The sequence below is a fragment of the Sphingomonas sp. KRR8 genome (assembly GCF_023559245.1).
Classification (GTDB): domain Bacteria; phylum Pseudomonadota; class Alphaproteobacteria; order Sphingomonadales; family Sphingomonadaceae; genus Sphingomicrobium.
This window is the reverse complement of record NZ_CP097462.1, coordinates 2,327,840-2,354,839: the sequence shown is the minus strand read 5'-3', so window position 1 is coordinate 2,354,839 and position 27,000 is coordinate 2,327,840. Positions and strand designations below refer to the sequence as shown.

Here is a 27,000-nt window from a genome sequence, read left to right as displayed (position 1 = left end):
GAGCTGGCCCCGTCAGTGCGCGGTACCAGCCCTAAGGATGAAGCCAGGTGGCAACGGCGGAACACCGCTCGCAGGGCGAGGCGGCTGAACTGGAAGCGAGGGACGGACAGGCGCAGGCCGCGCCGGAAGTGCAGATCGTAACGCTGGAGAGTTGTTCAGCGAGAAGCCGGGCGGAAGCGGCTTAACGTCACCCAGTCCATACCCCCCGCCCAACTCGGGATACATACCCCGCAGGGCGTCCACGCCGCTTGCGCGAAAATCCTTCATCGCCTCGGAAATGGCGTCTCGGCGCTGCTCATCGCTCATCGCCTGATATTCGGGCGAGGCGACGTACTGCGCGAGATAGGTCCGGGCGGGCTTTCCGGCGAGCTGCACAAGCTGGTCGTATTGCTGCGCATTGAGATCCACCCGCTTGCCCTGCACCGTGACCTGATGCTTCGGCATGGAAAGCGGAACCCGCAGCCGGGCAATCTCCTGTGGGACCGGCGAGGTATCAATTTTGGTCCCGTAGATGGGGCTTAGAATGTCAGGGCCGACAGCATCACCGCGCTCGACAGGTTCGCCCCACACGTTGCGCCTAACCGGCAGCCCACGCGACAGCACCGGCACGCGGGCGCGTATCGCTTCGAGGATGCCATGCACCTCACGCATATAGGGGTCAGTCGCTTGCGCCGTCTGTGCGGCAATGGCTGGGACCGCCATCGAGCCGGCCATGTTCTGAACATACTTGCCACCGTAGCGCTGGGGATCGCTCAGCACGTCAAAGGCATCCGACAGGCCCGAGAGCCACGTCTTGTTCGTCACGTTCTTGGCAACGGCCTGGGTGAGCGCAAGGGCGAGGTTGTCGGCTTCGCCCGGACGGGCGTAGCGGCCAATTTCGGCAAAGTCCGCCGCCGCACCAAACAAGGTCGAGAGCGGATCAAAGCGTTGATAGCTGATCCACTTGTCACCAACCCGCAGCGAGTAAGGTTGCCAGCCCGACTGTTGCAACGCCATGCGTTCCTGGGGATCGACAGGACCGCCGCCCGTGACCTTGCCGTTCATGGCCGCGAGCACCGCCGCCACAGACAGGCCAGAGCCGAGCGTCATCTTGGCGAGAGCTTGGTCCCGAGCCTGCCCGCCCTTCATTATCTCGGAGCGGACATTCTTGCTCAGCATGGCGAACGGCGACCGCTCCCCGGCAAACTTTAGAATGTTGATGGGGGTTTTCACAAACGGCACGATGATCTTCGCGCCGGGCGTCTCGTTCGCCCAGTGCTGGATCGCCTTACCCGACGCGCCGAGTTCCTTTTGAAAGGTGTAATAGCGGGCAGCTTCATCCGCCTGCCTGAGCATACCGCCATCAGGGTTGCGGACAAGCTGCTCGTAACGGGCCTTGCGTTCGGCAGCGCCGCTCGTCTCGTTCACGGCCCGGCGATAGGCGAGGGCGTGAAGCTCCGCGTTGCGGTTGATGGTCTTCCAGAACTCATCGGCAGCCGTCAGCGCACGGGTTGGCAGTCGAACAATCTTACCGAGCCTGCCCCCGATCGCGTCATGGTGGATAGCCTCAACCTTGGTGGCAGCGTCCAGCGGCTCACCAGTCATGAACGCCTGCCTGGCGCTCTTGATGCCTTCTACGGCAGAGTTTGCGAGGCCCGAGACACGCGCCCCTACCTCACCGCCATAGGAACGGTCAGCCGAACCCAGCACCTTGCCAATGCCGGCCGCAAGTCCCTGTTCGGGCAGCGAGTAGAGCGAGGTGAGCGCGTTGCCGACGAAGTTGACCACGTGCGTCTTCGGGCCGCTCAGCAGCGAGTTGACCCACAGCTCATTGAACTTGTCGCGCCACGTTGGCTTGAGGCCTTCGCGCATGAAGTGGTCAGCCTTGGCCGGATCTTCGATGAGATCGACAATCCGTTGCGCCGCATCCCTGATATTCTCGGAGCCGCCAGCACCCTTGAGGTAAGCCCTCACGGCATCGGTTCGAGCGTCCCCACCCTTTGCGAGCATCCGCATAGCCTGGAGCGCACGGCCAGCTTCCGCCGTTGCGCCGGACACCTGTTCCTCGATCGCAACGTGCCGCACCCATGCCTTACGGAAAGCCAGCAAGTCCTCGTCGGCCCCGCTGTTCGCAGCCTTTTGCGCCAGCTTGGCGACCGTCTGGCGGGAGGCTTGAGCAAGCGTCCGTACCGCATAGAGCTGTTCGGCATTGAGAGCCTGCCCAGCTTTGCGCTGTAGCAACTGCTCGGGCTTGAGGCCCATTTCAGCCGCCAGCTTCTGCGTTTCCTCGTGAGTGATCCGTCCACGCTGCGCCGCATCGAACCCACCGACTCGCGAAGAGATGTGGTCGATAAGCTGTGACACGTCGCCGGCGTTTTCCAGCCGGTCGAGGTTGATGTTGCCAACCTTGCCCGTGAGGCGAGGCCCGTCCTCATAGGCGGAGGTGGGCGGAGTGTTGGCGGCGAGGTCGTCGAGATTGACGGTCTGCCCAATGTCCTCGTGGAGCGGGCTCCCGTCCGCTGCCGCCTGCTCGATACCGAAGCGTTGGCGGCGGGCGTCAGTGAAGTCGGCAACCTCGTTCAGATCGTCCGGATGAAAGTAGCGATGCCCGTTCTGCTCATCGAGCAGCATGGCCTTGAGGTCTTCAGTGCCGGTGCCTTCCGGCAGATGGCCGTCTTCGATCAGGCGGGCGGCAGCCTCATCCATGCCCATGCCATCAGGGTGAACCAGCTTGCCGAGGAACTGCTCGTTTCCGCCAAAGTCCATTCGGCGAGGCGCATTGGTAATCCCGGAGTGCGCCAGATCACCGCCCACATCGTTGACGCCGCCCATCTGGCGGATGCGCTGCGTTAGATCGAGCGGACCCCGCAACCTGATTTGACCGCCCGCACTGGTGCGGACCTTGCGGCCTACCAGCAAATTGAACTCGTCCGGGGACTCAAGCAGCCGCGAGGTGCCGGGGTTGGCCTTCATTGCCTCTTCAAGCGTGGAGACATTGCTAGCCGGTCGAGCAAGGACCGAGCCGGGCATTACTTCCTCACCCAGCCTGGCAATCTCTGGAGCGGTCAGGGGCGAGCCCATCGGACGGGTCACGCCAAACGGCGCATGAGGCACGAAGCCAGGAGGCGGCGGAGGGGCATCCGCCATTGCAGGACCGACAAGCTTGGGAGCGCCGTCTTCCGCCCGCATGGCTGCATTGACAGCGACGGGATGGCGCAGCTTGCCCGAGCGCATCGGTGGCAATCCCGCTGCGTGATAAGCCCCACCCTCCGGCTGCGATCGAGCGGCAGGCGTCGGGCCGGCATTCTGCACCCCATCGTTGACGATTGGCGCAGCCTCAAAGCCCGCCTCTTCCGCCAATGGTCGAGCCGTGCTGCGGAGCTTGCCGACGAGCGAGCTGGCAGCGTTAGCGGTATGCCCCAGCAGATAACCGCCAGACGCGCCCAGAGCCGTTCCCAGCGCTGCGTTAGGCAGTCGAGTCCCAATGCCACCCTCACCAGCGCCAAAGCCAGCCAGGCCGCCCTCAATCGCCCCGACCTTGGCAAGCGCCAGCGGGGTCTTGGCAGCAGCGCCGAACGGCATCAGCACGCCAGAGGTTAGCTGACCGCCCACCCTGGCAATCGGATGGTATTCCTCATCATGGGCGAGGATCGAGCGGTTCTGGTCGATGTTGTTCCAGAGAATGTCACCGAAGCGTCGGTTCGAGTTGAAGACGTTTTCACGGCCACCCGTCAGGCCAACGCTGTCGGCAACACCGCCCAGCTCATCAATCATGTTGATCGGATCGCCGAAGCCGCGAGCGAAGGAGCCGAACTTGCCATCGCCTGCATCGGTGATTGGCCTGGGTGTGGCTGCGTAGCGCAGGGTGGGATCGACCTTGCCGCCCGCGTTGCGCTGTTTGACGTAGCGTTGAACGTCACCCCGGCGAACCTCAAAGCCCTGCTGTTTGGCATAGGCTAGAATATCGTCAGCCGTGCTGGACGGGTTGAGCAGCACGTCCTGATAGCCCTTGGCAATCTCTGGACGGAGCCCCTGAAATGGCGTGGCCTCGTCACCGAACACGGCATCGGAGCCTTGCCCGAAAGCGCCCGGCGTTGTGCCGCTCCACGGGCCGTCCTTGTGCCGGAACTGAGAGGGCGTCTCGGCATTGGTCCCGAACCCGCCCAGACGGTTCAGCCGGGCCAGTCGCTCCGCTTCCATGTAGGGAGCAAGTCGAGCATCGCCCTGAAGGTATTCAGGGGTAGCCAGCGCCAAGCCCGAGCGGACAATCCCAAGCGCCGGGTCCAGTCCGCCCTTATCGAGCGTGACGAGCGGACGGCCATAGGTCTGCCCACCAGTGAAGTTGATGGCTGTTCCGGGCAGCGCCTGTGTCAGTGCATTGCGGGACTCCTGCCCCAGCGGCACTAGGCTACCATCCGGCTTGCGGCCTTGCTGCTGTAGCTCGAACGCATCGGCCCCCGACAAGCGGGCGTTGCGACCATCAGGCAAGCGGAAGGTGTCGCCATCGTGGACCGCGCCCGGTTTCCAATCCTTGAGCGAACCGCGCTGCTGTAGCTGGAACCCCGAGGGAAGAGGCGGGAGGCCGCTGTTAGGCGTTCCCGGCGTGCCTGGAGCCATGCCCCAGCCCGGAAACTGGACGTGCGTGTGATCGCCCTCGTTCAGCACCTTGGCACCCGGCCACGTCTTCGCAATCTGCTGCGCCCGTGCCTGTAGCTGCGCCATGCTCAAGCCGGAGGTTCCCGGCGTGAGGTCCACGGCATCCCCCTTGAGGTGCAGCGAGTTGGGAGCGGGCGTGTAGCCCTGCGCCCGCAGCCGCTGAATGTCTGCCGGCGTCCGGTAGCCGTTCGTCGGGACCACCCCGCTATCGAGCAGGGGCTTGAGCAAGTTGGGATCGCGGCGAGGCGCGAACATGCCGCGCTGGCCGCCCCCTGCTGGAGGGACAAGCTGGAAACCCGGAGGGAGCGGAGGTGTCGGCATCAGTGGACAGGTTGGCCGGTCTTAGGATCAACCCAAGTGCCATTGCGGAGCACAATCTGAGCGCCCGTGTTCGGATTGCTGGCATAGGTTTCACCGCCGCCAGCGGCATTGCTGTGACGCCCACTGCGCCCCTGATAGGCTGCGCTGCCCCTAATCCGAGCATCAGTCTGCCCGGCGATCTGTCCGCGCTGCTGGATCGTCGCCGTGCGGTCGCCGTGAACAAGATCCTGCCCGCGCACCCGATCGCCATGAGCAAGGTTCTGCCCGTGGAGCGTGGCGGAGATGGTGCCTTGCCGGTCAGTGTGCATCAGGTCTTGCCCGCGACGAGTGACGGCTAGGCGGTCGTCCTGAAGTTCGCCCATCCGGTCGTAACGATAACCAGCGAGGCCCTGCTTGGCGGCAACGGCATCATCGTTCCATGCGCCCAGCCGGTAGTTCTTTACCGCCTCGGTATATTCGGGAGTGCCAGGCTGATAGCCGAGCGCCGAAGCATATTGCTCAAACGGCTGCGGGGCCGTGTAGAGCGGCGTATAAGAACCGTCCGCCGACTGTTGCACCAGTGAGTTGCCGACCGTGCGGGGCTCATGCGCTTTCGCCTCAAGCTCTGCCTGATAGATCGCCATCCGCTGCTTCGCGGCACGGTCTTCCTTGCCCCGCGAGAGGTTGTCTTGCAGCATCGCCAGAGCAGCGGGATTGCCCTGACTGGCCGAGAAGGAAAGCAGCCCGTTGGCGACTGCTTGCAGCACCTCATGGCGCTTGTCCGAACGACGCTGCCCAATGGCCGCATTCTGGCCAAGGAGGGCGTTCATATGCGCGCCGCCGTCATCCAACTGCGGAAGCCCGGTGCCAAGCTGGCGAGCGTTCGGGCCGACGAGCGAAGGCGCGCCAGCAAACATTCCACCTTGGGGCATCGCAGCGCCCTGCACCGGAGCGCCGCCCGGCATCTGCGGCTCGACAGGCATGGAGCCCATCTGAGCGAGATTGCCCTGCATGACGTCCGAAAGACCGCCCACGTTGATGAGGCCGCGCTTGCGGACGGTGCCGCTAAGGCTAGCGCCAAGATCGCCGATGCTGGGAACACTCCCGCCAGCCATCATTCGCGGATCGTAACTGGCAAACATTCCCGGCATGATTTGTAAAACCCCCCAGCGGCTCGGTTACTGACCGGCCATCGTTTCCATCAGCTTCATTGCGTCGGCCACGTCTGACCGGATTTGCCCCGCCGTTTCCGCTGACAGCGCTTCCATCATTTGATTGAGTTCGAGAGCGGCTTGCTCATCGCCATCGTCGGCCAGGCATTGCAGCGCCATTGCTAGCGTCCCGATCCCATCGGGATGGCCGCTAATCACCACGCCCTTGAGAATGCCGATTGCCTCATTCCGCAGGGCCTCCCCGCGCTCAGGCTCCCCAGCGTTGGTAAGGATTTGACCACGACCGAGCAGGAACCCGGCAAGGCCCGTCTGAAAAGTCTGGTCCATAGCCGCCGCCAGACGGAACAGGACTTCAGCCCCGCCGATCGCTTCCGGCACGCCAAGAGCGAAGGAAGCGGTTGCCCGGTTGGCAAGCTCCAACACGGCAGAGACGTTGCCGGTTGCGGCAAGGGCGAAGAGTTCGTTATCGCCCATCTAGGCGGCTTCGCTCAGTTCACGGCGGAGCGCTTGGCGCACCAGCTCGGAGAGCGTCATGGAGTCCTGCTGCGCACGAGCCGCAGCACGCGCAATCAGCGCCTCATTAACCCGGACACGCAGCAAGCTGCCGTGCATGGAAGTTTTCACCAACAGCCTCCCGGCGTGAGTGTCTCGCGAACACCGCGAGAGAAGTTCTCGGTAGCACAATTGTGACCACAAGTCAAGGAATGTTGCCAGTTTGTTCTAATCGCTATGCTAGGGCGTGACTCGCAAACCACAGCCAGATCCTCGACCGTTCAGCGCCTCAGAGCGGATGAGGGTGCTTGCCCTCGAAGCGATCGAGGAAGCGGCGGCGGCATCCTACAAGGGGCCAGTGAAGAGGGGGCCCGGCCTAGCTTTGGCGCTCGCCTGGCTGTTGCACTTCGGGAGGCCGGGCCAGCAACTACCCCGCTGGCCGTTCGAGAGCTTCTGGCGTGAGCTGGACTGCGAGAAGGACCACGACCGCAGTGCCGGTGTGACAGCGGCTGCAAACGCGATCTACCTAGCGCTTGGCCAGCGCCGAGGATGACGGGGCCGCTTTGCTGCTTTCGATTAGTTTAGCAGTCTTGATTACGGTTGATTGTCTTCAACCGTGCCGCGTGTTCCGGCCTGTATTTACAGGGTGAGCAGCAACAGCCCGCAGGCGATCCCGACAAAGGCGAAGGCCCAGCCAGTGAACCGAGCAGCCCGCACCCGGTTAGCCTCGGTAGGCACGCTGACAGCCCGCAGCCATCCCCACGAGGTTGCCCAGCTTACGAGAGCCAGGGTGAACAGAAGGATGGGGGCGAGGCCAGCCATGCCGGCAGTATGGGATTCCCGTCCTTCGCCAGCAAGCCCGCTTTGATTGTTTGAAAGTTAATCAACGGGACGACAAGGTTTTCCGTTGTTATTTTATTGCCCTAGCCCCTCAGCTGCTCCGCACTATTTCTCACTATTTTAATGCCCGGCCCCGGTGTTCCCCCGGTGTATTATCACCACGGCCGGCTCTGCTACTTTCCACTAGGGTAGCAAACGATCCTCCCGTTTTTATGGCCTGCGAAAACTGCGGAAACTCCGCGCCGCGATGTTAGGTTTTCTAAGGTCCGCCGCCCCGCTGCGCTTTGATAATCGTTGATTGTTTATCAGCGCGGATCGCCGCGCCACAATGGCCCAAGTCCTTGAGGCGCAACGAATAAACCGAGCTGACTCCCCCCCAGCCTAAATCCGCCTATTTTAGGCGTCGGCCCTCGCGCGCGTGCGTATCTGCCAAGTCGGTTTCAATTCGCCGGCTCACAGCGATACTCCCGACCCTCGTTGGCTCGCTTTAGACCCTCTATTGCCTTGACGCATTCAGCCCGATCGTCGGTGTAGCCAAAGATGAGCCCGACCTTCTCCCACTCGTTCGACATGTTCACCATCTCGATCCACTGATCTGAGGCACGGCCATAGCGATGGCCTTCGACGTGGGTGATGAGTGAGCTGGAGTTCTTGACGAGATCGTTGCCACCGCAAGACGATGCGCTCAGTGCAAGAACCGCCAATCCGAGAGCGCGGCTGATCATCAGGCACCCTCCACAGGTGGAACGACGCCGCCACGGAACACTCCTCTGCCGATGAAAACGACACCCTCGCGCTCGAAGGCTTGCCGAACCTTTTCGACCGTGGACGCGAGCACTTGGCCGTCGTTCTCAAAGGTCACAAGTGAACGGCGGTTCGCTCCGGATTCACGAGCGAGGTCATCCAAGCTCCAATCGAGAGCGGCCCGCGCCATGCGCGACTGAGTAGCGTTCATGAGTGCACTTTTAGTGCGAGTAGCCACTTGACGCAAGGTGCATTGAGGTGCACTTATAGTGCATCCTGCTAGATGGCAGGTGCCCCGAGGGAGCGGATTAGGCCCCACTCCCCCGAGGCTGACCACAAGGAAGGGGAAACTTCCAATGGCTACCAAGCAGATTACCACAAGCCGCCTTGGCCCGGTAGGGTCGATCATCGCCGCGCTGCTCATCGGGTCCGCCCCGATTGTTGCGCTGGCCCTTCGGAGTGCCGGGCTGTGAGCGCCGGTAACACCCGTCGCGATGCTTTGAAGGGCATCGCCACCGCCGCCGCGTTCCTCAGCGTTCCGGCCACCGCCACGCTCCCTCGTCAGGCCGACCGCCGGGAGTGGAATGCCAAGTCAGCCGAGCTACAGCGCCTAACCAGAGAGGCTGATCGTCTCTATAAATTGACCGAGGAGGCGGACGCACGGTTCTACGCGCTGCGGGAGAAGGTGCCACATGTCACCTTGGCGACGCCCTCCGGCAACATCAGCACCGAACACGAGGTGCATGTCGCAATGGCCCGGAGCAGCATGAAGACCCTTCGCTACATCGAAGACCTTCCGGGCAACTATGACACCTACCGCGCTTACCACCGCCTGATTGAGGCGGCGGACGCTCGCAAGGCGCAGATCGAGGCGCTGGACCGCAAAGCGGGTTGGAGCGAGGCGCATGCCGCCTACGAAGTCGCCATAGAGTTGCAGGTCGAGGCCGAGACCGCCTTGCTCGACATGCCCGCGCCCGACGGCGAGGCTCTGCTGTGGAAGGTTGGCAAGCTCTACACCCCCGGTGAGGGCATTTGGAGTGAGGGCGTCGAGGACCAAACCCATGCCGACCTTCGCCGCTTCCTCTCCAGCGGGAGGGCATGAGCATGGCAACCCACCACATCGGGAGCGCTGCGGCGCTCCCCCTTTCCCTAGCGGCAATCCCGAGCCTTCCCCGTCCCTACCTCAAGCGCCTTGTCGCCCGTGCGATCGAGCGCCTGGACGAGTTGCACGCGGGGGATCCCACTTGCCCACACCACGGGGGAATTCACCAATGACCACGCTCCAGCGCTTCGCGGTGAAGTTTGGAGCCTTGGCTATCGTTCTAGGACTGACAGCCCTGTTCCACAGCTAACATTGAGTCCCGCTTCCAGAACGGAGGCGGGGCTCTTTCTAACATCATGCGACGTATGCAGATGTCCGCTCTTCACTCATGACGGCATCCAAGCCGTATGTCCGCTTACGACCCATTGCGGACGTTCTGTGTTCGCAATAGCTGATGCTTGTGAATAGCTCATCAAGCAGGGAAAGCTGGTTTCGCTTTGCTCACTCCTGCCTTCTGGGCTTCATTGGCGTGGCGATTAACCTTTACGGGCTGCTGATGGGGGAGTGTCTCCCTCGTGATGACAGCCCAGCAATGCGCGCTTGCGATGTCTCCAAGGCAAGAGAGCTCACGCTCTTCCTGCCTCTGCTAGCTCTTTGGTTCGCGATAACGCTGTGGCTTCAAGTTCGCAGGTCATCTTGGGCGCGAATTCTCGCCGTGCTGCTCACAATTGTGACATCGCTTTCTGTGCGACTTATCGAAAGTATCTGGACCGCAGTCGGATAATTCGTTGTCCGCTTTCCACCCATTGCAGACATTTGCGAGAGCTCAATAGACGGCGTGTCGCAGCCTTTCAGCAGCGTAGGCTTCGGAGGAATACTCCACGCATTTTTCACGTTTTCCGCACTGGATCTTGCGGCTTACCAGCGCTCTTGTTCTTTGAACGGAGGCGCAATCGCTTTGTGGATCGAACACGACCTGAATGTTGACGGCAGGCGACATCATACTCACTTGGCTCAGGTATTCACTTGCAGTCGCTTCAGCCGTCGGAGCGCCATTCCAAGTGTAACCTTTGGGCGAGAGAGCGAGAGCATTGAAGATGGCAAGCTCCCCTCTTTCGCTCCCGTGCGGTGACCAGTTTGCGGGTGCTCCACCACAGCTGTCGTCAGCATAAGATCTCTCTGTGGAAGCCTGCGGCGCGCTAGGACTGCATGCTGAGTTCAGCATTGCAGCGCATGAGATAAGGCAAAGTCGATAGGCTCGTTTCATTTGATTAGCTTAAAAGCACCAATGTCCCCTTTCCACTGCCCAATTCGGTCGTAGTCTCAGGAAGCCTCTTGGCGGTGGCGGCTCGGCTTGATTTGGCCGTAAGCAGACTGTCCGCTCTCGGGTGACCAGCCCAAGTTTCCGGACGTTCGTTCAGGTCTGCCACCAGTGACCGCTTTCGACCCATTGCGGACATTCGGGGGGCATGTGACTACTAATCCCATGAAGGTCCAAATCTACCACGAGGGTAAGTTGGTCGGTCACAGCAACCTTGATGCGACAGATCCCCCCATGGGCGTGGCAACCGGCCTTTTTGAACCGAGTGCGAGTTACGAGCCAAAGGTCCACGCTGGAGAGATTGAAGGAACTCACAACCCCAGCGGCGCGAACCTAACTTACGTCGTAGAATCGGCTGAGCACGGCGCAGTCGAGTGCCAAGCGGTCTTCATCCAAGACTACAGCGACAGCCTGAACGAACGGCAGGTATCTATCATAGGGATACCTTCCCCCGACTACGAAAACTGCTTCGAAGAATACCCGTCGTTCAGGAATTATTGGGGCAAGAGCTAACGTCCGCTTTCCACCCAAAGCAGACATTCCACGCCACACAAGTACCCCTGCCCAAATCAAGGAAGCGGGGGCTTCTCTCATCTACTCATGTCTGAAGTAGATGCCTCGCGTGCGTATGCGTGGCGTTGCGAAACCAGCGCACAAAGCAGTAGCAGCGCGGTGATACAAAAGCGCTTGGACCGCAGCTGTTCGAGATCATCTAAGCGACTAGGCACATCGTCACCGAGGTCGCCGGGTGCGTCGGGAAGCTCGAAGTCCCTCAGCCACTCGTCTACTTCATCCTCGTCCACTCAGGCCGCCCGAGGCAGATCAAGCGCGAGCAGCGCGGCAAGCCGAGCATAGCCGGCTGGTGTGGCCGCCCAGATGGCATGACGCCGACCACCGTTGACGGAGACCCTCGAACCAGTGTCCTCGACCAAACCCAAGGCCACCAGTTCAGAGCGCCGGGTACGATACGTGGACGAAGTGCTGTCGAAGAAGTCGGCAAGCTCCAGGTCAGTGTAACCTCTCACTCCGCATTGGCAGGAGAATGCGAGCACCTCCTGCTGTATCTTGCGAATGGTAATCGAGGCTGCCTCTGCCGCTTCGTGCGACGTGTCCGGATCGGTGTTGCGAGCGTGAGCCTTCATGCCACTTTCTCCTGTGCTGCGAGGGCCTGTGAGCGGGCGAGGCCGGCCATCAGGGCGTTGCTGTTGATTGCTTGCGGTGCTTGCTTGAGGTGAGCGACCAGCCACGGCTTGGGATCGAGGGGTTTCAGTCTCTCCGCATCAGCCAAAGCAGCCAGCAGCTTGTCGTTGCCGTGATCCTTGCGGCACTTGCCGAGGAACGACCGGGCCTGCTTCTCTGTCTCGCCAGCTCGGACGAGCAGAGCCACCCCACCCCCGAAGATTGCTGCCGCCGCGTCAGCGGGCTTTTCCGAAGGAAAAGAAGGTGAAGGTGACGGGCATTCCGGAGCATATCCTCTAGCATTGCTTGAAGCATTGCCTGGGGCATTGCCCGGAGCATTGTCCTGCCTGGACCAACGGGCTTGTGCGGCAGCTTGCGCCTTCTCTGTTCGGCGCTCTTGGTTCGCCAGCGCCTTGGCCCGTTCAGCCTCAACCCGGTGGTGCACCAGATATCCGTCCCGTTCCTCAAAGAACGGCAGAATTGCGCGCCTCGCCTTAGCCCACACAGACGCTTTCAAGCCCACAATCCGCGCAAGCACGTCATCGTCGGCCGGCAGCGCACCGCAGCGCCAATAGTCCATCAGCAGGAGCAGATATGCGCCGTGCTGTTCGGTGGAGAGCCGTTGCGTGTCGGCCAAATAGTCTCCGATCCAAAGGGGCATCCAGGCGTCGATTTTCGCAGAGTTTTTCGTCATGTTTTTACCCCCGCACCGCCTGATAGGTTGAATGGAAGGTCGCGACCCGGCAGCCAGTGCGACCGTTGCGGCGCTTGGCGCAGATGATCTCTAGCAAGCCGGCAGCGTCCCTCATTTGCCGCTCCCATTCGTCTCTTTTGGGATCTTGGGGCGCAGGCTCGGCGGCCTGTAGGTAATACTCGGGCCGCAGCAGGAAGAGCACCGCGTCCGCGTCCTGTTCGATCTGACCGCTCTCGCGCAGGTCAGCCAGTTGTGGGCGCTTGTCTTCACGCTTCTCAACTTCCCGACTGAGCTGGGCCAGGGCGAGCACCGCAAGGCCGTTCTCCTTGGCAATCTCCTTCATGGAGCGGGAAACCTCGGAAACTGTCTCGTAGGCGTTCAGCTTGCCATCGGGCCGCACGAGCTGCAGGTAATCAATCACCACCAGTTCTAGCTTCTGCCCCTTGGCTTCAAACCTCCGCTTCCACCTCCTCACCAGCGAGCGGATTTGGCTGATCCTCAAACCCTGCCGATCGACGATTTGCAGGGGCATCTCGGCCACCCGCTCCCGCGCCCGACAGACGTGCCGGCGCTGCTCGACCGTAAGCGTGCGGTCCCTAATCGAGGAGTATGGCACCCGCTGACCTAGGCACAGGTCCGCCGCCGCTCGCTCGGCAAGCTGCTCCGCCGACATTTCCAGCGAGAAGAACAGGACTCCATGCCCGGCCTCTGCCGCGCCGAGCGATGCCGAAATTGCAAGCGCGGTCTTGCCCATGCCGGGACGAGCGCCAACCACGATTTGGTGGCTCGGCCGCATTGGGCCTAGCAGCTCGTCTAGGCTGGGGATTGAGCGACAACGTGCACCCGTGACAGGCTCATCAAAGCCATTCAGCACGAGGTCCAGCGCGGCAGCACCGCTATACTCCCCGCGCTCCTCGCCCTGATCACGGGCGGCGTTGAGTGCCTCGTCCGCCATAACAAGCACGTCGGGCAGTTCCGCGTCATAGTCGCTGGCAGCGGTCGCTGCAGCGTGCAGAGACGCCACGAGCGTCCGCCTGGTAGCAAGCTCCCGCACTTGCTTGGCCGAAGCGAGCCCAGCCAGAACGGCAGCGCCTGAACCAGTGATCCCGGCCAGCCATGCCATTCCGCCCATTTGCTCGTAGGCTTCCCAGCCCTCAATCAGCGGCTTGAGCGTGACAGGGGTAAGCGGATTGCCCCTCGCTTGGTGCTTGCCAAGCAGGTCGAAGATCGCCCCGAAGAACGGCTCGCTAAAGTCAGGCGGGCTTACCGTCTCAACCATGCGCTCCAACAATCGGGGATCCAGCAAAGCGGAGGCGAGGACGCACAGCTCGGCCTCCGGATTTGTGAGGTCAGTGTCCGGCATAGGCGGCTGCCCTCTTCTCGATGTCACGGAGAGCGGCCCAGCGCCCCTCGCTGAGGACTGGCAGGCGCTCGAAACTGCACAGCAACCAATCTTCTTGCGGAGTGACTGGATAGCCCGTGACGCGGATCGCACTCACGACGTGCTGGTGCGGGTGGCGCAGGTTCAGACCGGCCAGACCGGCCGCAATCGCCCTGAGACGGTGCGGAGGAACGCGGGTCATAGACCCACCTTTCCGGCCACAAACGGACCTTCCTCGCGGCGCTTCTGCATGTGCATGAACACGCCCACGGACCTGATCACGGCGTGGGCAAATTGTTGAGCTTCGCGCTGCCCTGTGGTAGAGAGTCCGAGACGATCTAGGTCCGCCAAGATAAGATCGGTTCGGAGCCGCCGCGTCTCATTCCGAGGCGGGCGGCTTCGGCTTTTGTGGCCAGGTTCGCCGAACATGGTTCAGGCTCCGGCCTTGCGCGGAGCGGCTTCTACGAAGGCGCGGAGGCTGGAGGTCGGCACGACGGTGCGAGCGCCCAACTTGCGGGCCTCAATAACCCCATCAGCTATCAACTCGTAGAGGCGACTTCGGCTTAACCCAATGTAGGCGGCGGCGTCGTTCACACGAAGCGCGAGAGGTTCGTTTTGCATTGTCTTCTCCTGACCGCCGGGTGTGTTTGTCGGCGTTCAGGAGTGGACTACTTTATGTTGGCTCCTTTCGACGGACAGGAACAGGACAGGAACTGGACATCAACTAGGATCGACCCAGCGGTGCCAAATCTGCGCCACTTTGGGTTTGATGCTCCTCTCTGTGAGGCAATCGCCAATCGTAGCTAGGATGTCTTCCCTGAGTTCGGCCTGCGTATGGAAGAAGGAGCGATTCAGACGTTCGGCCAGTGCAAGCTCCACAACCGCCATCCAAAAAACATCCCAGCCGTCTTCCTTCCGCGGAGCACCACCAGCTCCCTTTTTCTTTGGCGCTTCGACTCCGCCTGGAGCGGGAAGAGCTTCCGGTTGCGGCGACAGGTGCTCTTGCAGTAGCCGCTCAAACGCGCTCCGCTCGACTTCAATATTCTCGGCACGCCAAACAGCGCCAAGAGCGCCGCAAGACATCAGGCTCTCATCCCAGTTCACCCAGCCCCGCCTCGTGCTGCCAAGGCTGTGGAACATCGGCGACCAGCAATCCGCCGGAATGCGCGGGTCAGACAGAGGGAAGCCAGCTCTTTTGAGGGGGTCTGCTCGCGCAATCAGCTGCCTATCCTTCAACCAACCAAGAAGTTGTTGGGGCTTCTCCCCTTCGAAGAACAAATCAGCAGAGATGCATTGCCGCCACGCCTCGCCTAACCGTATCCATTCCTGATTTTGGTCCACCATCGCCCTCCGTAGGCGTCCGGTTGTAAGAATGACGCGGCAGGCCAGCCGGAAACTGACCGTTCGGGAGCTACCCTAGCCGCGCCACCATCATGCCCGCGCAGATGCGAGCGTGACCACGTTAGTCTGATCGCCAAGGGCGTAAGCCGCCCACGCTGGCATCAGCTTGTCGCGACGCTGGACGAAGAAGCTCGTCCGGCGATACGCCGCTTCCGTCTTGTCAGGGTTCGAGTGCGCCAAGGCATTCTCCGCCCATGAGTCGGTGAACCCGTTGTCAGCTGCCCAATCCCGGAAGGTCGAGCGGAAGCCGTGGACCGTGTAAGCCCCGCCCCCAGCAGTACGCATGACCTTGGCCAGAGTGGCATCGCTCATCTCACCCTTGAGACCGGGAAAAACCAGATCATCAGGCTTGGTCGGCAGAAGGCCACGCATCTGGTCCAGCAGCGCGACAGCGGCAGGAACCAAGGGCACAATGTGCACCTTGCCGGCCTTCATGCGCTCGCCGGGGATCTTCCACTCCGTGCCATCGATCTCCCGCCACGTCATGCCCCTAACCTCACCAGAGCGGGCCGCCGTAAGAATCAGAAATTGGAGTGCCGCCCTCCCGATCGTCCAGTCAGAAGCCCGCAGGATGGCCAGGAAGCCCGGCAGCTCTTCGTGAGGCATTGAAGCAAAATGTGACTTCTTGGGTTGTTTGATCCCACCAAGCAGTTGGCTGACCGCCCGCATCGGAGCCTCAGTGTCCCGCCAGCCCTTACCGTGGGCATAGTCCAGGACCACGCCAATGCGCTGTCGCACCCGCCGAGCCGTTTCAGGCTTCTCTAGCCAAATACGCAACAGCAGCTTGTGGATCGCCGCCGCGTCTATTTGGTCCACGGCCAAGTTCCCAATTAGCGGAAAGGCGTAATCACGGAGAGTGTTGATCCACTGCGCGCCGTGCTTGCCCTTCCGCCAGCTTGCCGAGACTTCCTTGAGGTATTGCTTGGCAACGACCTCAAAGATTGGCGTCTCCTGCTCGACTTCGCGCCGCCACTCGCTTGAGGGGTTCAGCCCGGCCTTTGCAATCTCACGCCCGATACGGGCCTTCTCACGCGCCTCTGCGAGCGTGAGCGACTTGCGCTTATGCAGCGGCAGATCAACGTCGAGGGGACGGTCAGCAACGCCGCCCAGCCCGTAGTCTGTGCGCACGCCATTATGCATGACGCGCAGCACCCACGATTGAGACGCGGCTTTGCTAGGATCGTCGGGAGATGGCTTAGTAAGGAGGTAGAGGCCCTTGCCGTCAGATTTCCGGCCCGGCTTCGCGTTCTTCACGTCCTTAGCCGTTAGTGGCATCCCTGACCTCTGAGCCATCTGTTACCCCACAATGGGGTGGCTACGGCTGGTCGTCAAGGGACAAAACTGGAACACGTGAACAGAACGCCTTGCGAACAATGGCGGGATTCTGGTAGGGGCTGGACTGCGCTGGACAGCCCGCTGGCGGAGACGGAGGGATTCGAACCCTCGGTACGAGTAATCCCCGTACGGCGGTTTAGCAAACCGCTGGTTTCAGCCACTCACCCACGTCTCCGGATGCGGCGTGCCGAGGGCCTATAGGGGCGGCAATCCAATCCATCAACGCCTAAGCGCGCGTAACACTTCGCAAGTGCTCCTGAGGGAGTTCGGCAGCGGCGCTGGAACGCCCGCCCCTGTGTCGGATTGTCGACATAAAACGCAGGCTAAGTCATTATAATCTATGATATTGCTTCCCTTCGGTTCGTTGGCGTAATGCTTTACGCAATTTGGTGGAGCGTCAGAGCGTTTCCGCCTGCGTGGGGAACATAGGGTAACGCATGGATCTGCCGATCACCGTGATGGACCGCGACTTGCTCGAGCCTGCCTTCAGTGGGAACAAGCTGCTGGGCGGCCTGTCGGAGGACGTGCGCGCACTCATCGAGCCGCACCTGTCCATCAGAAGCTTCGAAGTCGGCTCGACCCTGCTCGCCAAGGACGAGCGGGTGGAACACAGCATCTTTCCCTTCGACACGCTGATGGTGTCGATGATCGTCGAACTCGACGCGGGGCGCTCGATCGAGGTCGCCTCGATCGGCAAGGAAGGCGCAATAGGCGGAATAGTCAGTTGCGGCGAAACGCCGGCCTTCGCCCGTACCGTGGTGCAGATCGCCGGATCGGCAGCAATTCTGCCGATGGCGGTACTGCAGAAGGTCAAAGAGCAGAGCCACGACGTGCAGTTGCTGTTCTGCCGCTACTCCGATGCCCTGCTGTCACAAGTGATGCAGTCGGTGGCGTGCAACAGCTATCACCCGATCGAGGCGCGGGCGGCGCGCTGGTTGCTGCATGCGCAGGACCGGGTCGGCGGGGACCGGCTGGCGTTGACGCAGGAGAGCCTCGCCGGGCTGCTTGGCGTGCAGCGCACCACCGTCAATGCCGTCGCGCGCATGCTCCAGGACCAGGGTCTGATCGCCTATCGCCGTGGCGCCATCCAGGTGGTCGACCGCGCCGGCCTCGAGCAGGTGTCCTGTGCTTGCTACGCGGCGGTCGAACGCCATTTCGACGACATTCTCGGCCCCTCCGGAGCCCGTGGTATTCGCCCTTAGCTGGTCATCCGCCAAGCGAGGGTCTCGCCGGCATGGAACGGCACCAGCGTCGAGGCGCCAGCATCGACCGCCTCCGCCACGGTGGTCGGCGAGTGCTCGAGCGTGATCGTACCCTCGTTGAGTGGCAGGCCGTAGAAACGCGCGCCATGCTCTGAAGCGAACGCCTCGAAGCGGTCGAGCGCTCTTTCTTCCTCGAACACCGTAAGATAGCTTTCGAGTGCGTGGGGCGCGTTGAAGATGCCCGCACAGCCGCATCCGGTCTCCTTGGTTTCGCGCAGGTGAGGCGCGCTGTCCGTGCCGAGGAAGAACTTGGGACTGCCCGATACGGCGGCGGCGCGAACGGCCAGCCGGTGCTTTTCCCGCTTCACGACCGGCAGGCAATAAGCGTGCGGGCGGATGCCGCCGGCGAACAGCGCGTTACGGTTGAGGTGAAGGTGCTGCGGAGTGATAGTCGCCGCCAACTGGCTCGGGCCTTCCGCGACGAACTTTGCCGCGTCGGCGGTGGTGATATGCTCAAAGACGATCTTTAGCTCGGGATAGTCTCTGAGCAGTCCGGTCAGCACGCGGTCGATGAACACCGCTTCTCGATCGAAGATGTCGATCTCGGGGTCGGTCACCTCCCCATGCACCAGTAGGAGCATGCCGATCCGCTGCATCCGTTCCAGTGCCGGCCGCAGCCTGGCAATGTCCGTGACGCCGTGCGCGCTGTTGGTCGTCGCGTTAGCGGGATAGAGCTTGGCGGCCACCCAGATGCCCTCACGGAATCCGCGTTCCAGCTCGTCCGGGTCTGCCTGGTCGGTAAGATAGCAGGTCATCAGCGGCTCAAACCCTTCGCCGGCGGCCGCACGAATGCGGCTCCGGTAGGCGTCGGCCGCCGAGGCGGTGGTCACCGGCGGCAGGAGGTTCGGCATGATGATGGCTCGGGCGAACTGGCGGGCGCTGTACGGAGCGACCGCACTAAGCAGGTCGCCGTCACGCAGGTGGAGGTGCCAGTCGTCTGGGCGGCGGATGGTGAGGCTTTGCGTTTGCACGCCCCGCTCCCTAGCTAAGCCGCATGGCCGCGACCACCCTCACCGACCGAGCGCTGATCCGACTCGCGGGCGAGGACGTGCGCGGTTTTCTGCAGGGGCTGATCACCCATGACGTGACCGGAGCGCTGCCGGTCTGGGCGGGACTGCTGACGCCACAGGGCAAGTGCCTGTTCGATTTCTTCGTCTGGAAAGATGGTGAGGACCTGCTGCTCGACTGCGAGGCGGCTGTCTCCGACGAACTGGTGAAGCGCCTGACGCTCTATCGACTGCGGCGGCCGATCACGATGGCGCGGGATGAGCAGCTGGCGGTGCACTGGGCTGCGGAAGGTGCCGACGGCGTGCCCGATCCGCGGTTGCCGGCGCTTGGCCGGCGCTGGCTGGCGCCTGCCGGTGAGCCCGCCAGGCAGTGGCTCGAGCACCGGCTTCGGCTGGGTGTGTGCGAAGGTCGCGCCGAACTAGGCGACCTGCTCTGGCTGGAGTGCAATGCGGCCGAACTCAACGGCGTGAGCTTCACTAAGGGCTGCTACGTCGGCCAGGAGAATACCGCCCGCATGAACTGGCGCATCAAGGTCAATCGCCGGCTGGTGGTGGCGCCGACAACCGAGCCAGGTCCGCGCACGCGGGTCGTCTACCCTGAGCTTGGGCTGGCAGTTGAACATCGCCGGGTCGAGGACCTCGGCGATGCGCTCATTCCTGAGTGGCTTGCGCCCGCGCTGACCGACGCGGCAGCCGGCTGATCGCCACCAGGCCGATCAGCGCCCACACCACGTTCAGCGCGGCGGACGGGACCGCGCCATTATAGCCCGAGTTCACGATGAAACCGAGCGCTCCGACTACGTTCATGCCCTGATAGGCGAGGCTTCGCGCCGGAATCCGGCCCATCGTCAGCAGCGCGTAGGCGAGCAGGATCAGCGCCGCGCCGATCCAGCCCACCACCTCGACGACCAGATGGACGGTCAAGCCGCCAGCTTGCGCAGCACGAACGGCAGGATGCCGCCGGCGTGGAAATATTCGAGCTCATTGAACGTATCGATGCGGCAGCGCGCGGTGATGGTGCTGGTCGAGCCATCGGCACGGGTGACCGTCACCTCCACGTCCTGACGCGGCTTGATCGCGGCGACATCGGCGATGCTGAACTGCTCGTCTCCGCTAAGGCCGAGGCTGTCGGCGCTCTCGCCGTCGTGGAACTGCAGCGGCAGCACGCCCATGCCGACCAGGTTGGAACGGTGGATGCGCTCGAAGCTTTCCGCGATAACCGCGCGAACGCCGAGCAGAACGGTGCCCTTGGCTGCCCAGTCGCGCGACGAACCGGTGCCATATTCCTTCCCCGCCAGGATCACCAGCGGGGTGCCCGCTTCCTTGTAGCGCATGGCCGCGTCGTAGATCGGCAGCTGCTCACCCTCGAAGCGGGTGAAGCCCCCCTCGACGCCCGGAAGCATCTTGTTGCGAATGCGGATGTTGGCGAAGGTGCCGCGCATCATCACTTCGTGATTGCCGCGCCGCGCGCCGTAGCTGTTGAACTCGGTCCGCGGAACCTGCCGCTCCAGCAGCCACTTGCCGGCCGGGCTGTCAGGCTTGATCGAGCCCGCCGGCGAAATGTGGTCGGTGGTGATGCTGTCGCCGAACACCGCCAGCGTACGGGCGCCGCTGATGTCCTCGATCGGGCGCGGGGTCATCGTCATGCCCTCGAAGTAAGGCGGATTGGCGATGTAGGTCGATCCGGCCGGCCAGCGGTAAGTATCGCCGCCCGTAACGTCGATCCCGCGCCAGCGATCGTCGCCGCGATACACGTCGGCGTAGCGGGCACGGAACAGGTCCGAATGGACATGGGCGTCGATCAGCTGACGGATTTCGTCGTTGGTCGGCCAGATGTCTTTGAGGAACACCGGCTCGCCGTTGCGGGCAATGCCGAGCGGCTCGGACGTGATGTCGCTGCGAACGGTTCCGGAGAGTGCATAAGCGACCACCAGCGGCGGGCTGGCGAGATAGTTGGCGCGGCAATCGGGCGAAACGCGGCCCTCGAAGTTGCGGTTGCCCGACAACACCGAGACCGCGACCAGGTCCTTCTCGTTGATGGCGGCGCTGATCGGCTCGGCCAGCGGGCCGGAGTTACCTATGCAGGTAGTGCAGCCATAACCGACGAGGTCGAAACCGATCGCGTTCAGATCCTCGCTGAGGCCTGCGCGGTCCAGGTAGTCGGTGACCACCTGGCTGCCCGGCGCGAGCGAGGTCTTCACCCACGGTTTGCTGTCCAATCCGAGTGCACGCGCCTTGCGGGCGACCAGGCCGGCGGCGATCAGTACGCTGGGGTTGGAGGTGTTGGTGCAGCTGGTGATGGCGGCGATCACCACGTCGCCGTTGCCGAGGTCGAACTGCTCGCCCGCGACCGGCACGCGCGGGTCGTGCGACTTCTTGTAGGTGCCTTCCAGCTCGGCATTGAACTGGTCGTCGACGTCGGACAGCAGCACCCGGTCCTGCGGCCGCTTGGGACCGGCGAGGCTCGGCTCCACGCTCGACAGGTCGAGCTCCAGCGTGTCGGTGAACAGCGGCTCGGGCGTGTCGGCGTCGCGCCACAGGCCCTGCGCCCTCGAGTAAGCTTCGACCAGCTGCACGCGCGCCTCGTCGCGACCGGTGAGCCGGAGGTAGTCGAGCGTGCGGAAATCGACCGGGAAGAAGCCGCAGGTGGCACCATATTCCGGGGCCATGTTGGCGATCGTCGCCCGGTCGGCCAGCGTCATGGCGTCAAGCCCCGGGCCGTAGAACTCGACAAAACGGCCGACCACACCCTTGGCGCGCAGCATCTGGGTGACGGTCAGCACCAGGTCGGTGGCGGTGATGCCTTCCTTGAGGCTGCCGGTCAGGCGGAATCCGACTACCTCGGGGATGAGCATGGAGACCGGCTGGCCCAGCATCGCGGCCTCGGCCTCGATCCCGCCCACGCCCCAGCCGAGCACGCCCAGGCCGTTGACCATGGTGGTATGGCTGTCAGTGCCGACCAGCGTGTCCGGATAGGCCAGCGTCTCGCCCTGGCGGTCGTCCTGGATCCACACGGTTTGGGCGATGTTCTCGAGGTTCACCTGGTGGCAGATGCCGGTGCCCGGCGGCACGACCTTGAAGTTGTCGAACGCCTGGCTGCCCCACTTGAGGAATTCGTAGCGCTCCCGGTTGCGGGCGTATTCGTGGTCGACGTTGGCTTCGAATGCCTTGGGAGTGCCGAACTCGTCGACCATCACCGAGTGGTCGATGACGAGGTGGACAGGCACCAGAGGATTGATCTTCTGCGGGTCGCCGCCGAGGTTCTTCATCGCATCGCGCATGGCGGCGAGGTCGACCACGGCCGGTACACCGGTGAAATCCTGCATCAGCACGCGCGCTGGCCTGTACTGGATCTCCCGCGCGATCTTCCGCTCCTTGAGCCAGTCGGCCATGGCGGTCAGGTCATCGCGGGTGACGGTCACCCCGTCCTCGAACCGCAGCAGGTTCTCCAGCAGCACCTTCATCGAATAGGGCAGGCGCGACACGTCGCCCAACTGTTCGGCGGCCTTGGCCAGGCTGTAGTAAGCGTAGCGTTCACCGCCGACCTCAAGAGTGGAACGGGTGCGAAGACTGTCCTGGCCGGTCGGAATCATGAGCGCCAAAATCCTGTGATGTCGGTGGTTGCGGCGGCCCTTAGCAAGGCTGCCCTCCCCTCGCCAGTGTCAGGCCTTGGCGCGCGCCTTTTTGCGGGTCTTGGCCGCCGCCAGTTCAACCGCCGCCTTGGCGGTCTCACGTTCCTGCGGGTCACCGGCGCGCTCTCCCTGCTGGTCGATCGCTTGCTTGGCCTCTTCCTTGAGCTCGATGATTTGCTCTTCTTCCAGGTCCTCGATGCCGATCAGCTCATCGCGCGCCCGTCGGGTGGCGGAAATGAGTTCGTCGAGCTTGGCGTGCATGGCGACGTCGCGGCGATGGGCCTCGCCCTCCCGCTCATACTGGCCGTTCAGCACCATCTGGGTGAGGGTGATAGCGAGGATCGAAAGCGCGGCGGTCAGCGTGTCCGCGTGCCAGCCGATCGCGAACCACAAGATGCAGAAGGCGACCACGCCGACCTGCATGTAAGGATGGGCAAACAGCTTTGAGGTCCAGTCGGACACCAGGGTGCCCAACTGCACCAGCCTGCTTTTCTGTTCGCTTGCCATTACGCCCGCTCAACGATGCGGAAGCCCAAGTGTTGCATGAACAGGGAACAACAGCCCGCCCAAAACATTGAAGCGTTGTCGGAACTTCTTCCGCGGTGGGGTTCACTCATGATCAGCGCTCAGGATTATCGCCGCCGGATGGCTGCCCTGGCTCGCGCTGAAGCCGTGCGTGGCGCTGGCGGCGCACCGCTGTCCCGCTTTGCCGAAGTGTCCCTCGCGCGCCGTTGCACGGCCGTGCCCGCAGCCGGCGGGGTCGACCCGGTTGCTGCTTCACACAGCGACGGCGCCTGGCTTCTGCGCGCCTAGATCCACCCTTTCGCGCGCAGGTACCACAGCGGCAGCACAGCGCTCGCCAGCATCAATGCCAGTGACGCCGGATAGCCCCACACCCAGTCAAGCTCGGGCATGTGGTGGAAGTTCATTCCGAAGATACCCGCGATCAGGGTGGGCGGCAGGAACACCAGCGCCGCCCAGCTGAACAGCTTCATTGCCGCATTCTGCTCCACGCTGATCAGGCCAAGCGCCGCGTCCAGGAGGAATGTCATGTTGTCGCCCAGATAGCCCGCATGATCCAGCAGGGCGCTGGCGTCGGTCTGCAGGCTGGCCAGGTGATTGCGATGCGCCTCGCAGCCAGACTGATGAAGCCGCGGTGATCCGGTCAGGAAGCTCAGCAGCCGGATGGCGCTGACAGTGGTCTCCCGAATGCGGGCGAGCAGCGATTGGGCCCGGCCGATGCGGGTCAGCATCGCTGTCAGCTGCCGCGCCGGAATGCGCCGCTCGTCGGCTTCTTTCGCGAAGATGTTGCCGGAGATGGTCTCCATCTCCCTGCCTGACGACTCAAGTTCGTCGGCAAGCCGATCTATGATCGCGTCCACCAACCCGATCAGCGCGGTCAGGCCATCGCTGACCAGCTTCGGATCACGCTCGGCATGCATCACGAACGCGCGGACAGGCTTGGGGCTGGCATAGCGGATCGTGACCAGCCGTTGACCGGCGAGCACGAAACCGATCGGCTCGGAGGTCGGTTGCCCTTCCTCCACGCCGCTGAGCGTTCCAAGCGTCAGATAAAGCGCTCCATTCTGCTCATAGAGGCGGCTGGAGGGTTCGATCTCGGCCAGGTCGTCGCGGGTCGGAATGGGCAGTCCGATGAACTGCTCGGCCAGCCGTTCTTCCTCTCGGGTTGGCTCCTCCAGATCGATCCAGGCGGCCGTCGAGGAGATCTGGCCGCGACCGGCCTCGATCAGGCCTCCATCGCAGCCGGGGCCGAAAGTGCGCAGCATGGCTGCTGTGTGGCCATGCGAAGCGATGCTTGGCAAGCCCTGCGGCCCCGTCTAGCCCTGCTGCCAATGTTCGAATTCATGTTCGCGCCCGCCGCGCCTGTCCCCGCTGCATGAGCAAGACCCATCGCGGGCTAGCGGCCAGCGCCCTCGTCGTCATCGCGGCCGCCGCCATCCTGTGGCTGATGGGCCGTCCGCCGATCTGCACCTGCGGGCACATCGCGCTTTGGGGCAAGGTCGGGCCGCAGCAGAGCCAGCAGCTGCTGGACTGGTACAGCTTCAGCCATGTGATCCACGGCTTCATCTTCTACGCGGCCTTCGCGCTGCTACTCCGCAAAACGCCTGTCGAGCAGCGGCTGCTCTTTGCCACGATGATCGAGACGGCGTGGGAGCTGATCGAGAACTCGCCGGTGATCATCAACCGCTATCGCGAGGCGACAATCGCGCTGGGCTATCGCGGAGACAGCATCCTCAATTCCGTCAGCGACATCGTGATGATGGGCGTGGGGTTCTGGCTCGCCAAGCGGCTGCCGCTGTGGGCGAGCGTGATGCTGGTTATTATCCTCGAACTCATCCCTCTGGCCGTCATCCGCGATAATCTGACGCTGAACGTCTGGATGCTGATCGCGCCCAGTCACGCGATCCGGGCCTGGCAGGCGGGGTAGAATCGCATCCCAGGCGGCTATCTCAGGGATTTAGTTTCTCTTGTTCAGGTAAGGCGCTGTAAGACAAGCGGATTGCTTCCCTGCGTTCGCAACGACGAGGTCCGTTTCATGCGTTTTGCCGTGCTTCTCCCCGCCCTCCTGCTGGTCGCCGCTCCGGCCCACGCCGGAGAGGTGTTCGCCGGTCTCCACAAGCATGCGGTGAATGCGCCCCTGTCGCTTGGCGGCGGTGAGGAGAATGGGGCCGACATCAGCCTGGGCTACCGCTTCGACAAGATCGCCGGCACGCCGTTGCAACCTTATGTGTTCGGCGCGCTGAACAGCGCCGGGGACACCAGCTACGCCGCGGCAGGCTTGAGCCTGAAGCTCGGCGGCAAGCTCTACGCGCGTCCCGGCGTCGGCCTAGCCGTCCACACCGGCTCCACCAGCAAGTTCGAGATCGCGAACAACGGCAAGATCGACTTCGGAAGCCGGGTCTTGTTCGAGCCGGAGCTGGCAATCGGCGTGCAGGCGACCTCACGCCTCGGCGTCGAGGCGAGCTGGGTTCACATGAGCCACGCCCAGCTGTTCGGGAAGCAAAACCCCGGGATAGACAACATCGGTTTCCGGCTGAACTGGAAGCTGTAAGGCCTCAGCGGCCGATCATCAGCTCCGGCCGGACAACCCGGTCGAATGTCGCTTCATCGACCAGCCCAAGCTCCAGCCCCGCCTGCTTCAGGGTCAGGCCTTTCTTGTGGGCATATTTGGCGATGGTCGCCGCATTGTCATAACCGATCTCGGGCGCCAGCGCCGTCACCAGCATCAGGCTGCGCGAAACGAGATCCCGGATATGGTCCTCGTTGGCGACGATGCCGTCGACGCACCGCTCGGCGAAGCTCACCATGCTCACCGCCAGCAGGGAGATGGAGCGCAACACGTTGGCGCCGATCAGCGGCATGAACACGTTGAGTTCGAAATGGCCCTGAAGACCGCCGACGGTCACCGCCTGACCGTTCCCGATCACCTGCGCCGCGACCATCGTCAGCGATTCGACCTGCGTCGGATTGACCTTGCCCGGCATGATCGAGCTACCCGGCTCATTCTCCGGCAGGCTGAGCTCGCCCAGGCCCGAGCGCGGGCCAGAGCCCAGGAAACGGATGTCGTTACCAATCTTGGTCAGCGCCACCGCCAGCGTGACCAGCGCGCCGTGGAAGAACACGAGGCCATCACGCGCGCCCATCTCGGCAAACTTGTTCGGGGCGCTCTCAAACTGGCTGCCGGCGATGGCGCTGATGGCAGCCACCATGTCGTTGGCCCAGCCTTCGGGCGCGTTGAGGCCGGTGCCCACGGCCGTGCCGCCGATCGCCAGCTTTCGCAGGTTGCCGTTCATCGCGCCTTCGATCCGGGCGCGGCAGGAGCGCAGCTGCGCGGCATAACCACTGAACTCCTGACCCAGCGTCAGCGGCGTCGCGTCCTGCGTGTGGGTGCGGCCGATCTTGACGATCTGATCCCAGTCCTTGGCCTTCGCCTCCAGCGCGGTCGTCAGCCGCTCCAGCGCGGGCAGCAACTGCTGCTCGGTCGCGAGCACGGCCGAGACGTGCAGCGCCGTCGGGAAGCTGTCGTTCGAGCTTTGTGACTTGTTGACGTGGTCATTGGGGTGGACCGGGCTCTTGCCGCCCTTGCCGCTCCCCAGCGCCTCGTTGGCAATCCCGGCGATCACCTCATTGACGTTCATGTTGGTCTGGGTGCCGCTGCCGGTCTGGAAGATGGACAGCGGGAACTGGTCGTCGTGCTCGCCCCCAGCGATTGCGGCGGCGGCGGCTTCCATCGCATCGGCCAGCTTCGGGTCGAGGCCATGCTTGCGGTTCACCCGTGCGGCGGCCTGCTTCACAATGGCCTGCGCGTGGACCAGCCCAAGTGGCATCCGCTCGCTGATCGCGAAAGGGAAGTTGGTCAGGCTGCGCTGGGTCTGAGCGCCCCAGTAGCAATCGGCCGGGACTTCGATCGGGCCGAAGCTGTCGGTTTCGGTGCGGGTATCGGACATTCGCCTGGCTCTCTCTGTCATGCTGAACTTGTTTCAGCATTCATGGTTGAGGCGGCGCCTAGCGAAGAAATGGATCCTGAAACAAGGTCAGGAT

At 63.1% G+C, this 27,000-nt stretch carries 28 protein-coding genes and 1 tRNA gene; 8 read left to right on the top strand and 21 right to left on the bottom strand.

The window, feature by feature from the left end:
* Nucleotides 1–12 precede the first annotated feature (12 nt).
* The 4 genes from M8312_RS11915 to M8312_RS11900 form a co-directional block, all read right to left on the bottom strand.
* The gene (locus M8312_RS11915) at nt 13–4,890 is read right to left on the bottom strand and encodes a thermonuclease family protein (protein WP_250117909.1); all 4,878 of its coding nucleotides are present in this window, start codon (nt 4,888–4,890) and stop codon (nt 13–15) included.
* A gap of 65 nt (nt 4,891–4,955) precedes the next feature.
* A complete protein-coding gene (locus M8312_RS11910; protein WP_250117908.1) occupies nt 4,956–6,086 on the bottom strand; it encodes a hypothetical protein in 1,131 nt (376 codons plus the stop codon).
* Between the two features lie 27 nt (nt 6,087–6,113).
* Nucleotides 6,114–6,581: a hypothetical protein gene (locus tag M8312_RS11905; RefSeq protein WP_250117907.1), complete on the bottom strand. Its 468-nt coding sequence runs from the start codon at nt 6,579–6,581 to the stop codon at nt 6,114–6,116.
* Nucleotides 6,582–6,731, bottom strand: a complete 150-nt coding sequence (locus M8312_RS11900) for a hypothetical protein (protein WP_250117906.1) — start codon at nt 6,729–6,731, stop codon at nt 6,582–6,584.
* Between the two features lie 166 nt (nt 6,732–6,897).
* Between M8312_RS11900 and M8312_RS11895 the strand changes: the two genes are divergently transcribed.
* Nucleotides 6,898–7,152 (top strand): transglutaminase family protein, encoded by a 255-nt coding sequence (locus M8312_RS11895; RefSeq protein WP_250117905.1) that lies wholly within the window; start codon nt 6,898–6,900, stop codon nt 7,150–7,152.
* A gap of 86 nt (nt 7,153–7,238) precedes the next feature.
* On the opposite strand, the gene M8312_RS11890 is transcribed toward M8312_RS11895, so the two are convergent.
* The 3 genes from M8312_RS11890 to M8312_RS11880 form a co-directional block, all read right to left on the bottom strand.
* Entirely contained in the window at nt 7,239–7,421 is a 183-nt protein-coding gene (locus M8312_RS11890; RefSeq protein ID WP_250117904.1) for a hypothetical protein, read from the bottom strand.
* Nucleotides 7,422–7,879: 458 nt separating this feature from the next.
* Entirely contained in the window at nt 7,880–8,164 is a 285-nt protein-coding gene (locus tag M8312_RS11885; RefSeq protein WP_250117903.1) for a hypothetical protein, read from the bottom strand.
* A complete protein-coding gene (locus M8312_RS11880) occupies nt 8,164–8,394 on the bottom strand; it encodes a helix-turn-helix domain-containing protein (protein WP_250117902.1) in 231 nt (76 codons plus the stop codon). The genes M8312_RS11885 and M8312_RS11880 overlap by 1 nt, the downstream gene beginning before the upstream one ends.
* A gap of 258 nt (nt 8,395–8,652) precedes the next feature.
* Here M8312_RS11880 and M8312_RS11875 point away from each other — a divergent pair, with 258 nt between their 5' ends.
* Both M8312_RS11875 and M8312_RS11870 read left to right on the top strand, forming a co-directional pair.
* Nucleotides 8,653–9,285, top strand: a complete 633-nt coding sequence (locus M8312_RS11875) for a hypothetical protein (protein WP_250117901.1) — start codon at nt 8,653–8,655, stop codon at nt 9,283–9,285.
* Nucleotides 9,286–10,711: 1,426 nt separating this feature from the next.
* Nucleotides 10,712–11,059: a hypothetical protein gene (locus M8312_RS11870; RefSeq protein ID WP_250117900.1), complete on the top strand. Its 348-nt coding sequence runs from the start codon at nt 10,712–10,714 to the stop codon at nt 11,057–11,059.
* 290 nt (nt 11,060–11,349) lie between these two features.
* Here the strand turns inward: M8312_RS11870 and M8312_RS11865 are convergent, their stop codons facing one another.
* The 8 genes from M8312_RS11865 to M8312_RS11830 form a co-directional block, all read right to left on the bottom strand.
* A complete protein-coding gene (locus M8312_RS11865; protein WP_250117899.1) occupies nt 11,350–11,688 on the bottom strand; it encodes a hypothetical protein in 339 nt (112 codons plus the stop codon).
* Nucleotides 11,685–12,419, bottom strand: coding sequence for a YdaU family protein (locus tag M8312_RS11860; RefSeq protein ID WP_250117898.1), 735 nt, complete (start codon nt 12,417–12,419; stop codon nt 11,685–11,687). The genes M8312_RS11865 and M8312_RS11860 overlap by 4 nt, the downstream gene beginning before the upstream one ends.
* Before the next feature lie 4 nt (nt 12,420–12,423).
* Complete coding sequence (locus M8312_RS11855; protein ID WP_250117897.1) at nt 12,424–13,782, bottom strand: replicative DNA helicase; 1,359 nt, start codon at nt 13,780–13,782, stop codon at nt 12,424–12,426.
* Nucleotides 13,769–14,002, bottom strand: coding sequence for a hypothetical protein (locus M8312_RS11850; protein ID WP_250117896.1), 234 nt, complete (start codon nt 14,000–14,002; stop codon nt 13,769–13,771). Before M8312_RS11850 ends, M8312_RS11855 begins: the two co-directional genes overlap by 14 nt.
* Nucleotides 14,003–14,232: 230 nt before the next feature.
* Nucleotides 14,233–14,421 carry a helix-turn-helix domain-containing protein gene (locus M8312_RS11845; protein ID WP_250117895.1) on the bottom strand — a complete coding sequence of 63 codons (189 nt, stop codon included), beginning with the start codon at nt 14,419–14,421 and terminating at the stop codon, nt 14,233–14,235.
* A gap of 99 nt (nt 14,422–14,520) precedes the next feature.
* Nucleotides 14,521–15,144, bottom strand: coding sequence for a hypothetical protein (locus tag M8312_RS11840; protein WP_250117894.1), 624 nt, complete (start codon nt 15,142–15,144; stop codon nt 14,521–14,523).
* Between the two features lie 87 nt (nt 15,145–15,231).
* Nucleotides 15,232–16,476 (bottom strand): tyrosine-type recombinase/integrase, encoded by a 1,245-nt coding sequence (locus M8312_RS11835; protein ID WP_284070216.1) that lies wholly within the window; start codon nt 16,474–16,476, stop codon nt 15,232–15,234.
* Nucleotides 16,477–16,618: 142 nt separating this feature from the next.
* Nucleotides 16,619–16,711, bottom strand: a tRNA-Ser gene (locus M8312_RS11830).
* Between the two features lie 262 nt (nt 16,712–16,973).
* On the opposite strand from M8312_RS11830, the gene M8312_RS11825 reads away from it, so the two are divergent.
* Entirely contained in the window at nt 16,974–17,738 is a 765-nt protein-coding gene (locus M8312_RS11825) for a Crp/Fnr family transcriptional regulator (protein WP_250117892.1), read from the top strand.
* Here M8312_RS11825 and pyrC read toward each other — a convergent pair.
* The gene (gene pyrC / locus M8312_RS11820) at nt 17,735–18,769 is read right to left on the bottom strand and encodes a dihydroorotase (RefSeq protein ID WP_250117891.1); all 1,035 of its coding nucleotides are present in this window, start codon (nt 18,767–18,769) and stop codon (nt 17,735–17,737) included. The two genes, M8312_RS11825 and pyrC, sit on opposite strands and share 4 nt — an antisense overlap.
* Before the next feature lie 23 nt (nt 18,770–18,792).
* Between pyrC and ygfZ the strand changes: the two genes are divergently transcribed.
* Nucleotides 18,793–19,506 carry a CAF17-like 4Fe-4S cluster assembly/insertion protein YgfZ gene (ygfZ, locus tag M8312_RS11815; RefSeq protein WP_250117890.1) on the top strand — a complete coding sequence of 238 codons (714 nt, stop codon included), beginning with the start codon at nt 18,793–18,795 and terminating at the stop codon, nt 19,504–19,506.
* Here the strand turns inward: ygfZ and M8312_RS11810 are convergent.
* The 3 genes from M8312_RS11810 to M8312_RS11800 all read right to left on the bottom strand — a co-directional run bounded on the left by M8312_RS11810 (nt 19,457) and on the right by M8312_RS11800 (nt 22,944).
* Nucleotides 19,457–19,729 carry a CBU_0592 family membrane protein gene (locus tag M8312_RS11810; RefSeq protein WP_250117889.1) on the bottom strand — a complete coding sequence of 91 codons (273 nt, stop codon included), beginning with the start codon at nt 19,727–19,729 and terminating at the stop codon, nt 19,457–19,459. The two genes, ygfZ and M8312_RS11810, sit on opposite strands and share 50 nt — an antisense overlap.
* Nucleotides 19,726–22,398, bottom strand: a complete 2,673-nt coding sequence (gene acnA / locus M8312_RS11805) for an aconitate hydratase AcnA (RefSeq protein ID WP_250117888.1) — start codon at nt 22,396–22,398, stop codon at nt 19,726–19,728. The genes M8312_RS11810 and acnA overlap by 4 nt, the downstream gene beginning before the upstream one ends.
* Nucleotides 22,399–22,467: 69 nt before the next feature.
* The gene (locus M8312_RS11800) at nt 22,468–22,944 is read right to left on the bottom strand and encodes a low affinity iron permease family protein (RefSeq protein WP_250117887.1); all 477 of its coding nucleotides are present in this window, start codon (nt 22,942–22,944) and stop codon (nt 22,468–22,470) included.
* A 108-nt stretch (nt 22,945–23,052) separates the two neighbouring features.
* On the opposite strand from M8312_RS11800, the gene M8312_RS11795 reads away from it, so the two are divergent.
* Entirely contained in the window at nt 23,053–23,250 is a 198-nt protein-coding gene (locus tag M8312_RS11795; protein WP_250117886.1) for a hypothetical protein, read from the top strand.
* Here M8312_RS11795 and M8312_RS11790 read toward each other — a convergent pair.
* The gene (locus M8312_RS11790; RefSeq protein WP_250117885.1) at nt 23,247–24,224 is read right to left on the bottom strand and encodes a magnesium transporter CorA family protein; all 978 of its coding nucleotides are present in this window, start codon (nt 24,222–24,224) and stop codon (nt 23,247–23,249) included. The two genes, M8312_RS11795 and M8312_RS11790, sit on opposite strands and share 4 nt — an antisense overlap.
* 110 nt (nt 24,225–24,334) lie before the next feature.
* On the opposite strand from M8312_RS11790, the gene M8312_RS11785 reads away from it, so the two are divergent.
* On the top strand, nt 24,335–24,886 hold the full coding sequence (locus M8312_RS11785) for a DUF2585 family protein (RefSeq protein WP_250117884.1): 552 nt from the start codon (nt 24,335–24,337) through the stop codon (nt 24,884–24,886).
* A 108-nt stretch (nt 24,887–24,994) separates the two neighbouring features.
* Nucleotides 24,995–25,510: an acyloxyacyl hydrolase gene (locus tag M8312_RS11780; protein ID WP_250117883.1), complete on the top strand. Its 516-nt coding sequence runs from the start codon at nt 24,995–24,997 to the stop codon at nt 25,508–25,510.
* A 4-nt stretch (nt 25,511–25,514) separates the two neighbouring features.
* On the opposite strand, the gene fumC is transcribed toward M8312_RS11780, so the two are convergent.
* The gene (fumC, locus tag M8312_RS11775; RefSeq protein WP_250117882.1) at nt 25,515–26,906 is read right to left on the bottom strand and encodes a class II fumarate hydratase; all 1,392 of its coding nucleotides are present in this window, start codon (nt 26,904–26,906) and stop codon (nt 25,515–25,517) included.
* Nucleotides 26,907–27,000: the final 94 nt, after the last annotated feature.

Bases quoted from the DNA above. Each gene is read 5' to 3' on its own strand.
- M8312_RS11790 (WP_250117885.1), bottom strand. From the start codon at position 24,224: ATGCTGCGCACTTTCGGCCCCGGCTGCGATGGAGGCCTGATCGAGGCC.
- M8312_RS11905 (WP_250117907.1), bottom strand. From the start codon at position 6,581: ATGGGCGATAACGAACTCTTCGCCCTTGCCGCAACCGGCAACGTCTCT.
- M8312_RS11895 (WP_250117905.1), top strand. From the start codon at position 6,898: ATGAGGGTGCTTGCCCTCGAAGCGATCGAGGAAGCGGCGGCGGCATCC.
- ygfZ (WP_250117890.1), top strand. From the start codon at position 18,793: ATGGCCGCGACCACCCTCACCGACCGAGCGCTGATCCGACTCGCGGGC.
- M8312_RS11845 (WP_250117895.1), bottom strand. From the start codon at position 14,421: ATGCAAAACGAACCTCTCGCGCTTCGTGTGAACGACGCCGCCGCCTAC.
- M8312_RS11890 (WP_250117904.1), bottom strand. From the start codon at position 7,421: ATGGCTGGCCTCGCCCCCATCCTTCTGTTCACCCTGGCTCTCGTAAGC.
- acnA (WP_250117888.1), bottom strand. From the start codon at position 22,398: ATGATTCCGACCGGCCAGGACAGTCTTCGCACCCGTTCCACTCTTGAG.
- M8312_RS11880 (WP_250117902.1), bottom strand. From the start codon at position 8,394: ATGAACGCTACTCAGTCGCGCATGGCGCGGGCCGCTCTCGATTGGAGC.
- fumC (WP_250117882.1), bottom strand. From the start codon at position 26,906: ATGTCCGATACCCGCACCGAAACCGACAGCTTCGGCCCGATCGAAGTC.
- M8312_RS11855 (WP_250117897.1), bottom strand. From the start codon at position 13,782: ATGCCGGACACTGACCTCACAAATCCGGAGGCCGAGCTGTGCGTCCTC.
- M8312_RS11850 (WP_250117896.1), bottom strand. From the start codon at position 14,002: ATGACCCGCGTTCCTCCGCACCGTCTCAGGGCGATTGCGGCCGGTCTG.
- M8312_RS11870 (WP_250117900.1), top strand. From the start codon at position 10,712: ATGAAGGTCCAAATCTACCACGAGGGTAAGTTGGTCGGTCACAGCAAC.
- M8312_RS11910 (WP_250117908.1), bottom strand. From the start codon at position 6,086: ATGCCGGGAATGTTTGCCAGTTACGATCCGCGAATGATGGCTGGCGGG.
- M8312_RS11885 (WP_250117903.1), bottom strand. From the start codon at position 8,164: ATGATCAGCCGCGCTCTCGGATTGGCGGTTCTTGCACTGAGCGCATCG.
- M8312_RS11795 (WP_250117886.1), top strand. From the start codon at position 23,053: ATGATCAGCGCTCAGGATTATCGCCGCCGGATGGCTGCCCTGGCTCGC.
- M8312_RS11860 (WP_250117898.1), bottom strand. From the start codon at position 12,419: ATGACGAAAAACTCTGCGAAAATCGACGCCTGGATGCCCCTTTGGATC.
- M8312_RS11800 (WP_250117887.1), bottom strand. From the start codon at position 22,944: ATGGCAAGCGAACAGAAAAGCAGGCTGGTGCAGTTGGGCACCCTGGTG.
- M8312_RS11780 (WP_250117883.1), top strand. From the start codon at position 24,995: ATGCGTTTTGCCGTGCTTCTCCCCGCCCTCCTGCTGGTCGCCGCTCCG.
- M8312_RS11915 (WP_250117909.1), bottom strand. From the start codon at position 4,890: ATGTTCGCGCCTCGCCGCGATCCCAACTTGCTCAAGCCCCTGCTCGAT.
- M8312_RS11785 (WP_250117884.1), top strand. From the start codon at position 24,335: ATGAGCAAGACCCATCGCGGGCTAGCGGCCAGCGCCCTCGTCGTCATC.
- M8312_RS11865 (WP_250117899.1), bottom strand. From the start codon at position 11,688: ATGAAGGCTCACGCTCGCAACACCGATCCGGACACGTCGCACGAAGCG.
- M8312_RS11835 (WP_284070216.1), bottom strand. From the start codon at position 16,476: ATGCCACTAACGGCTAAGGACGTGAAGAACGCGAAGCCGGGCCGGAAA.
- M8312_RS11825 (WP_250117892.1), top strand. From the start codon at position 16,974: ATGGATCTGCCGATCACCGTGATGGACCGCGACTTGCTCGAGCCTGCC.
- M8312_RS11840 (WP_250117894.1), bottom strand. From the start codon at position 15,144: ATGGTGGACCAAAATCAGGAATGGATACGGTTAGGCGAGGCGTGGCGG.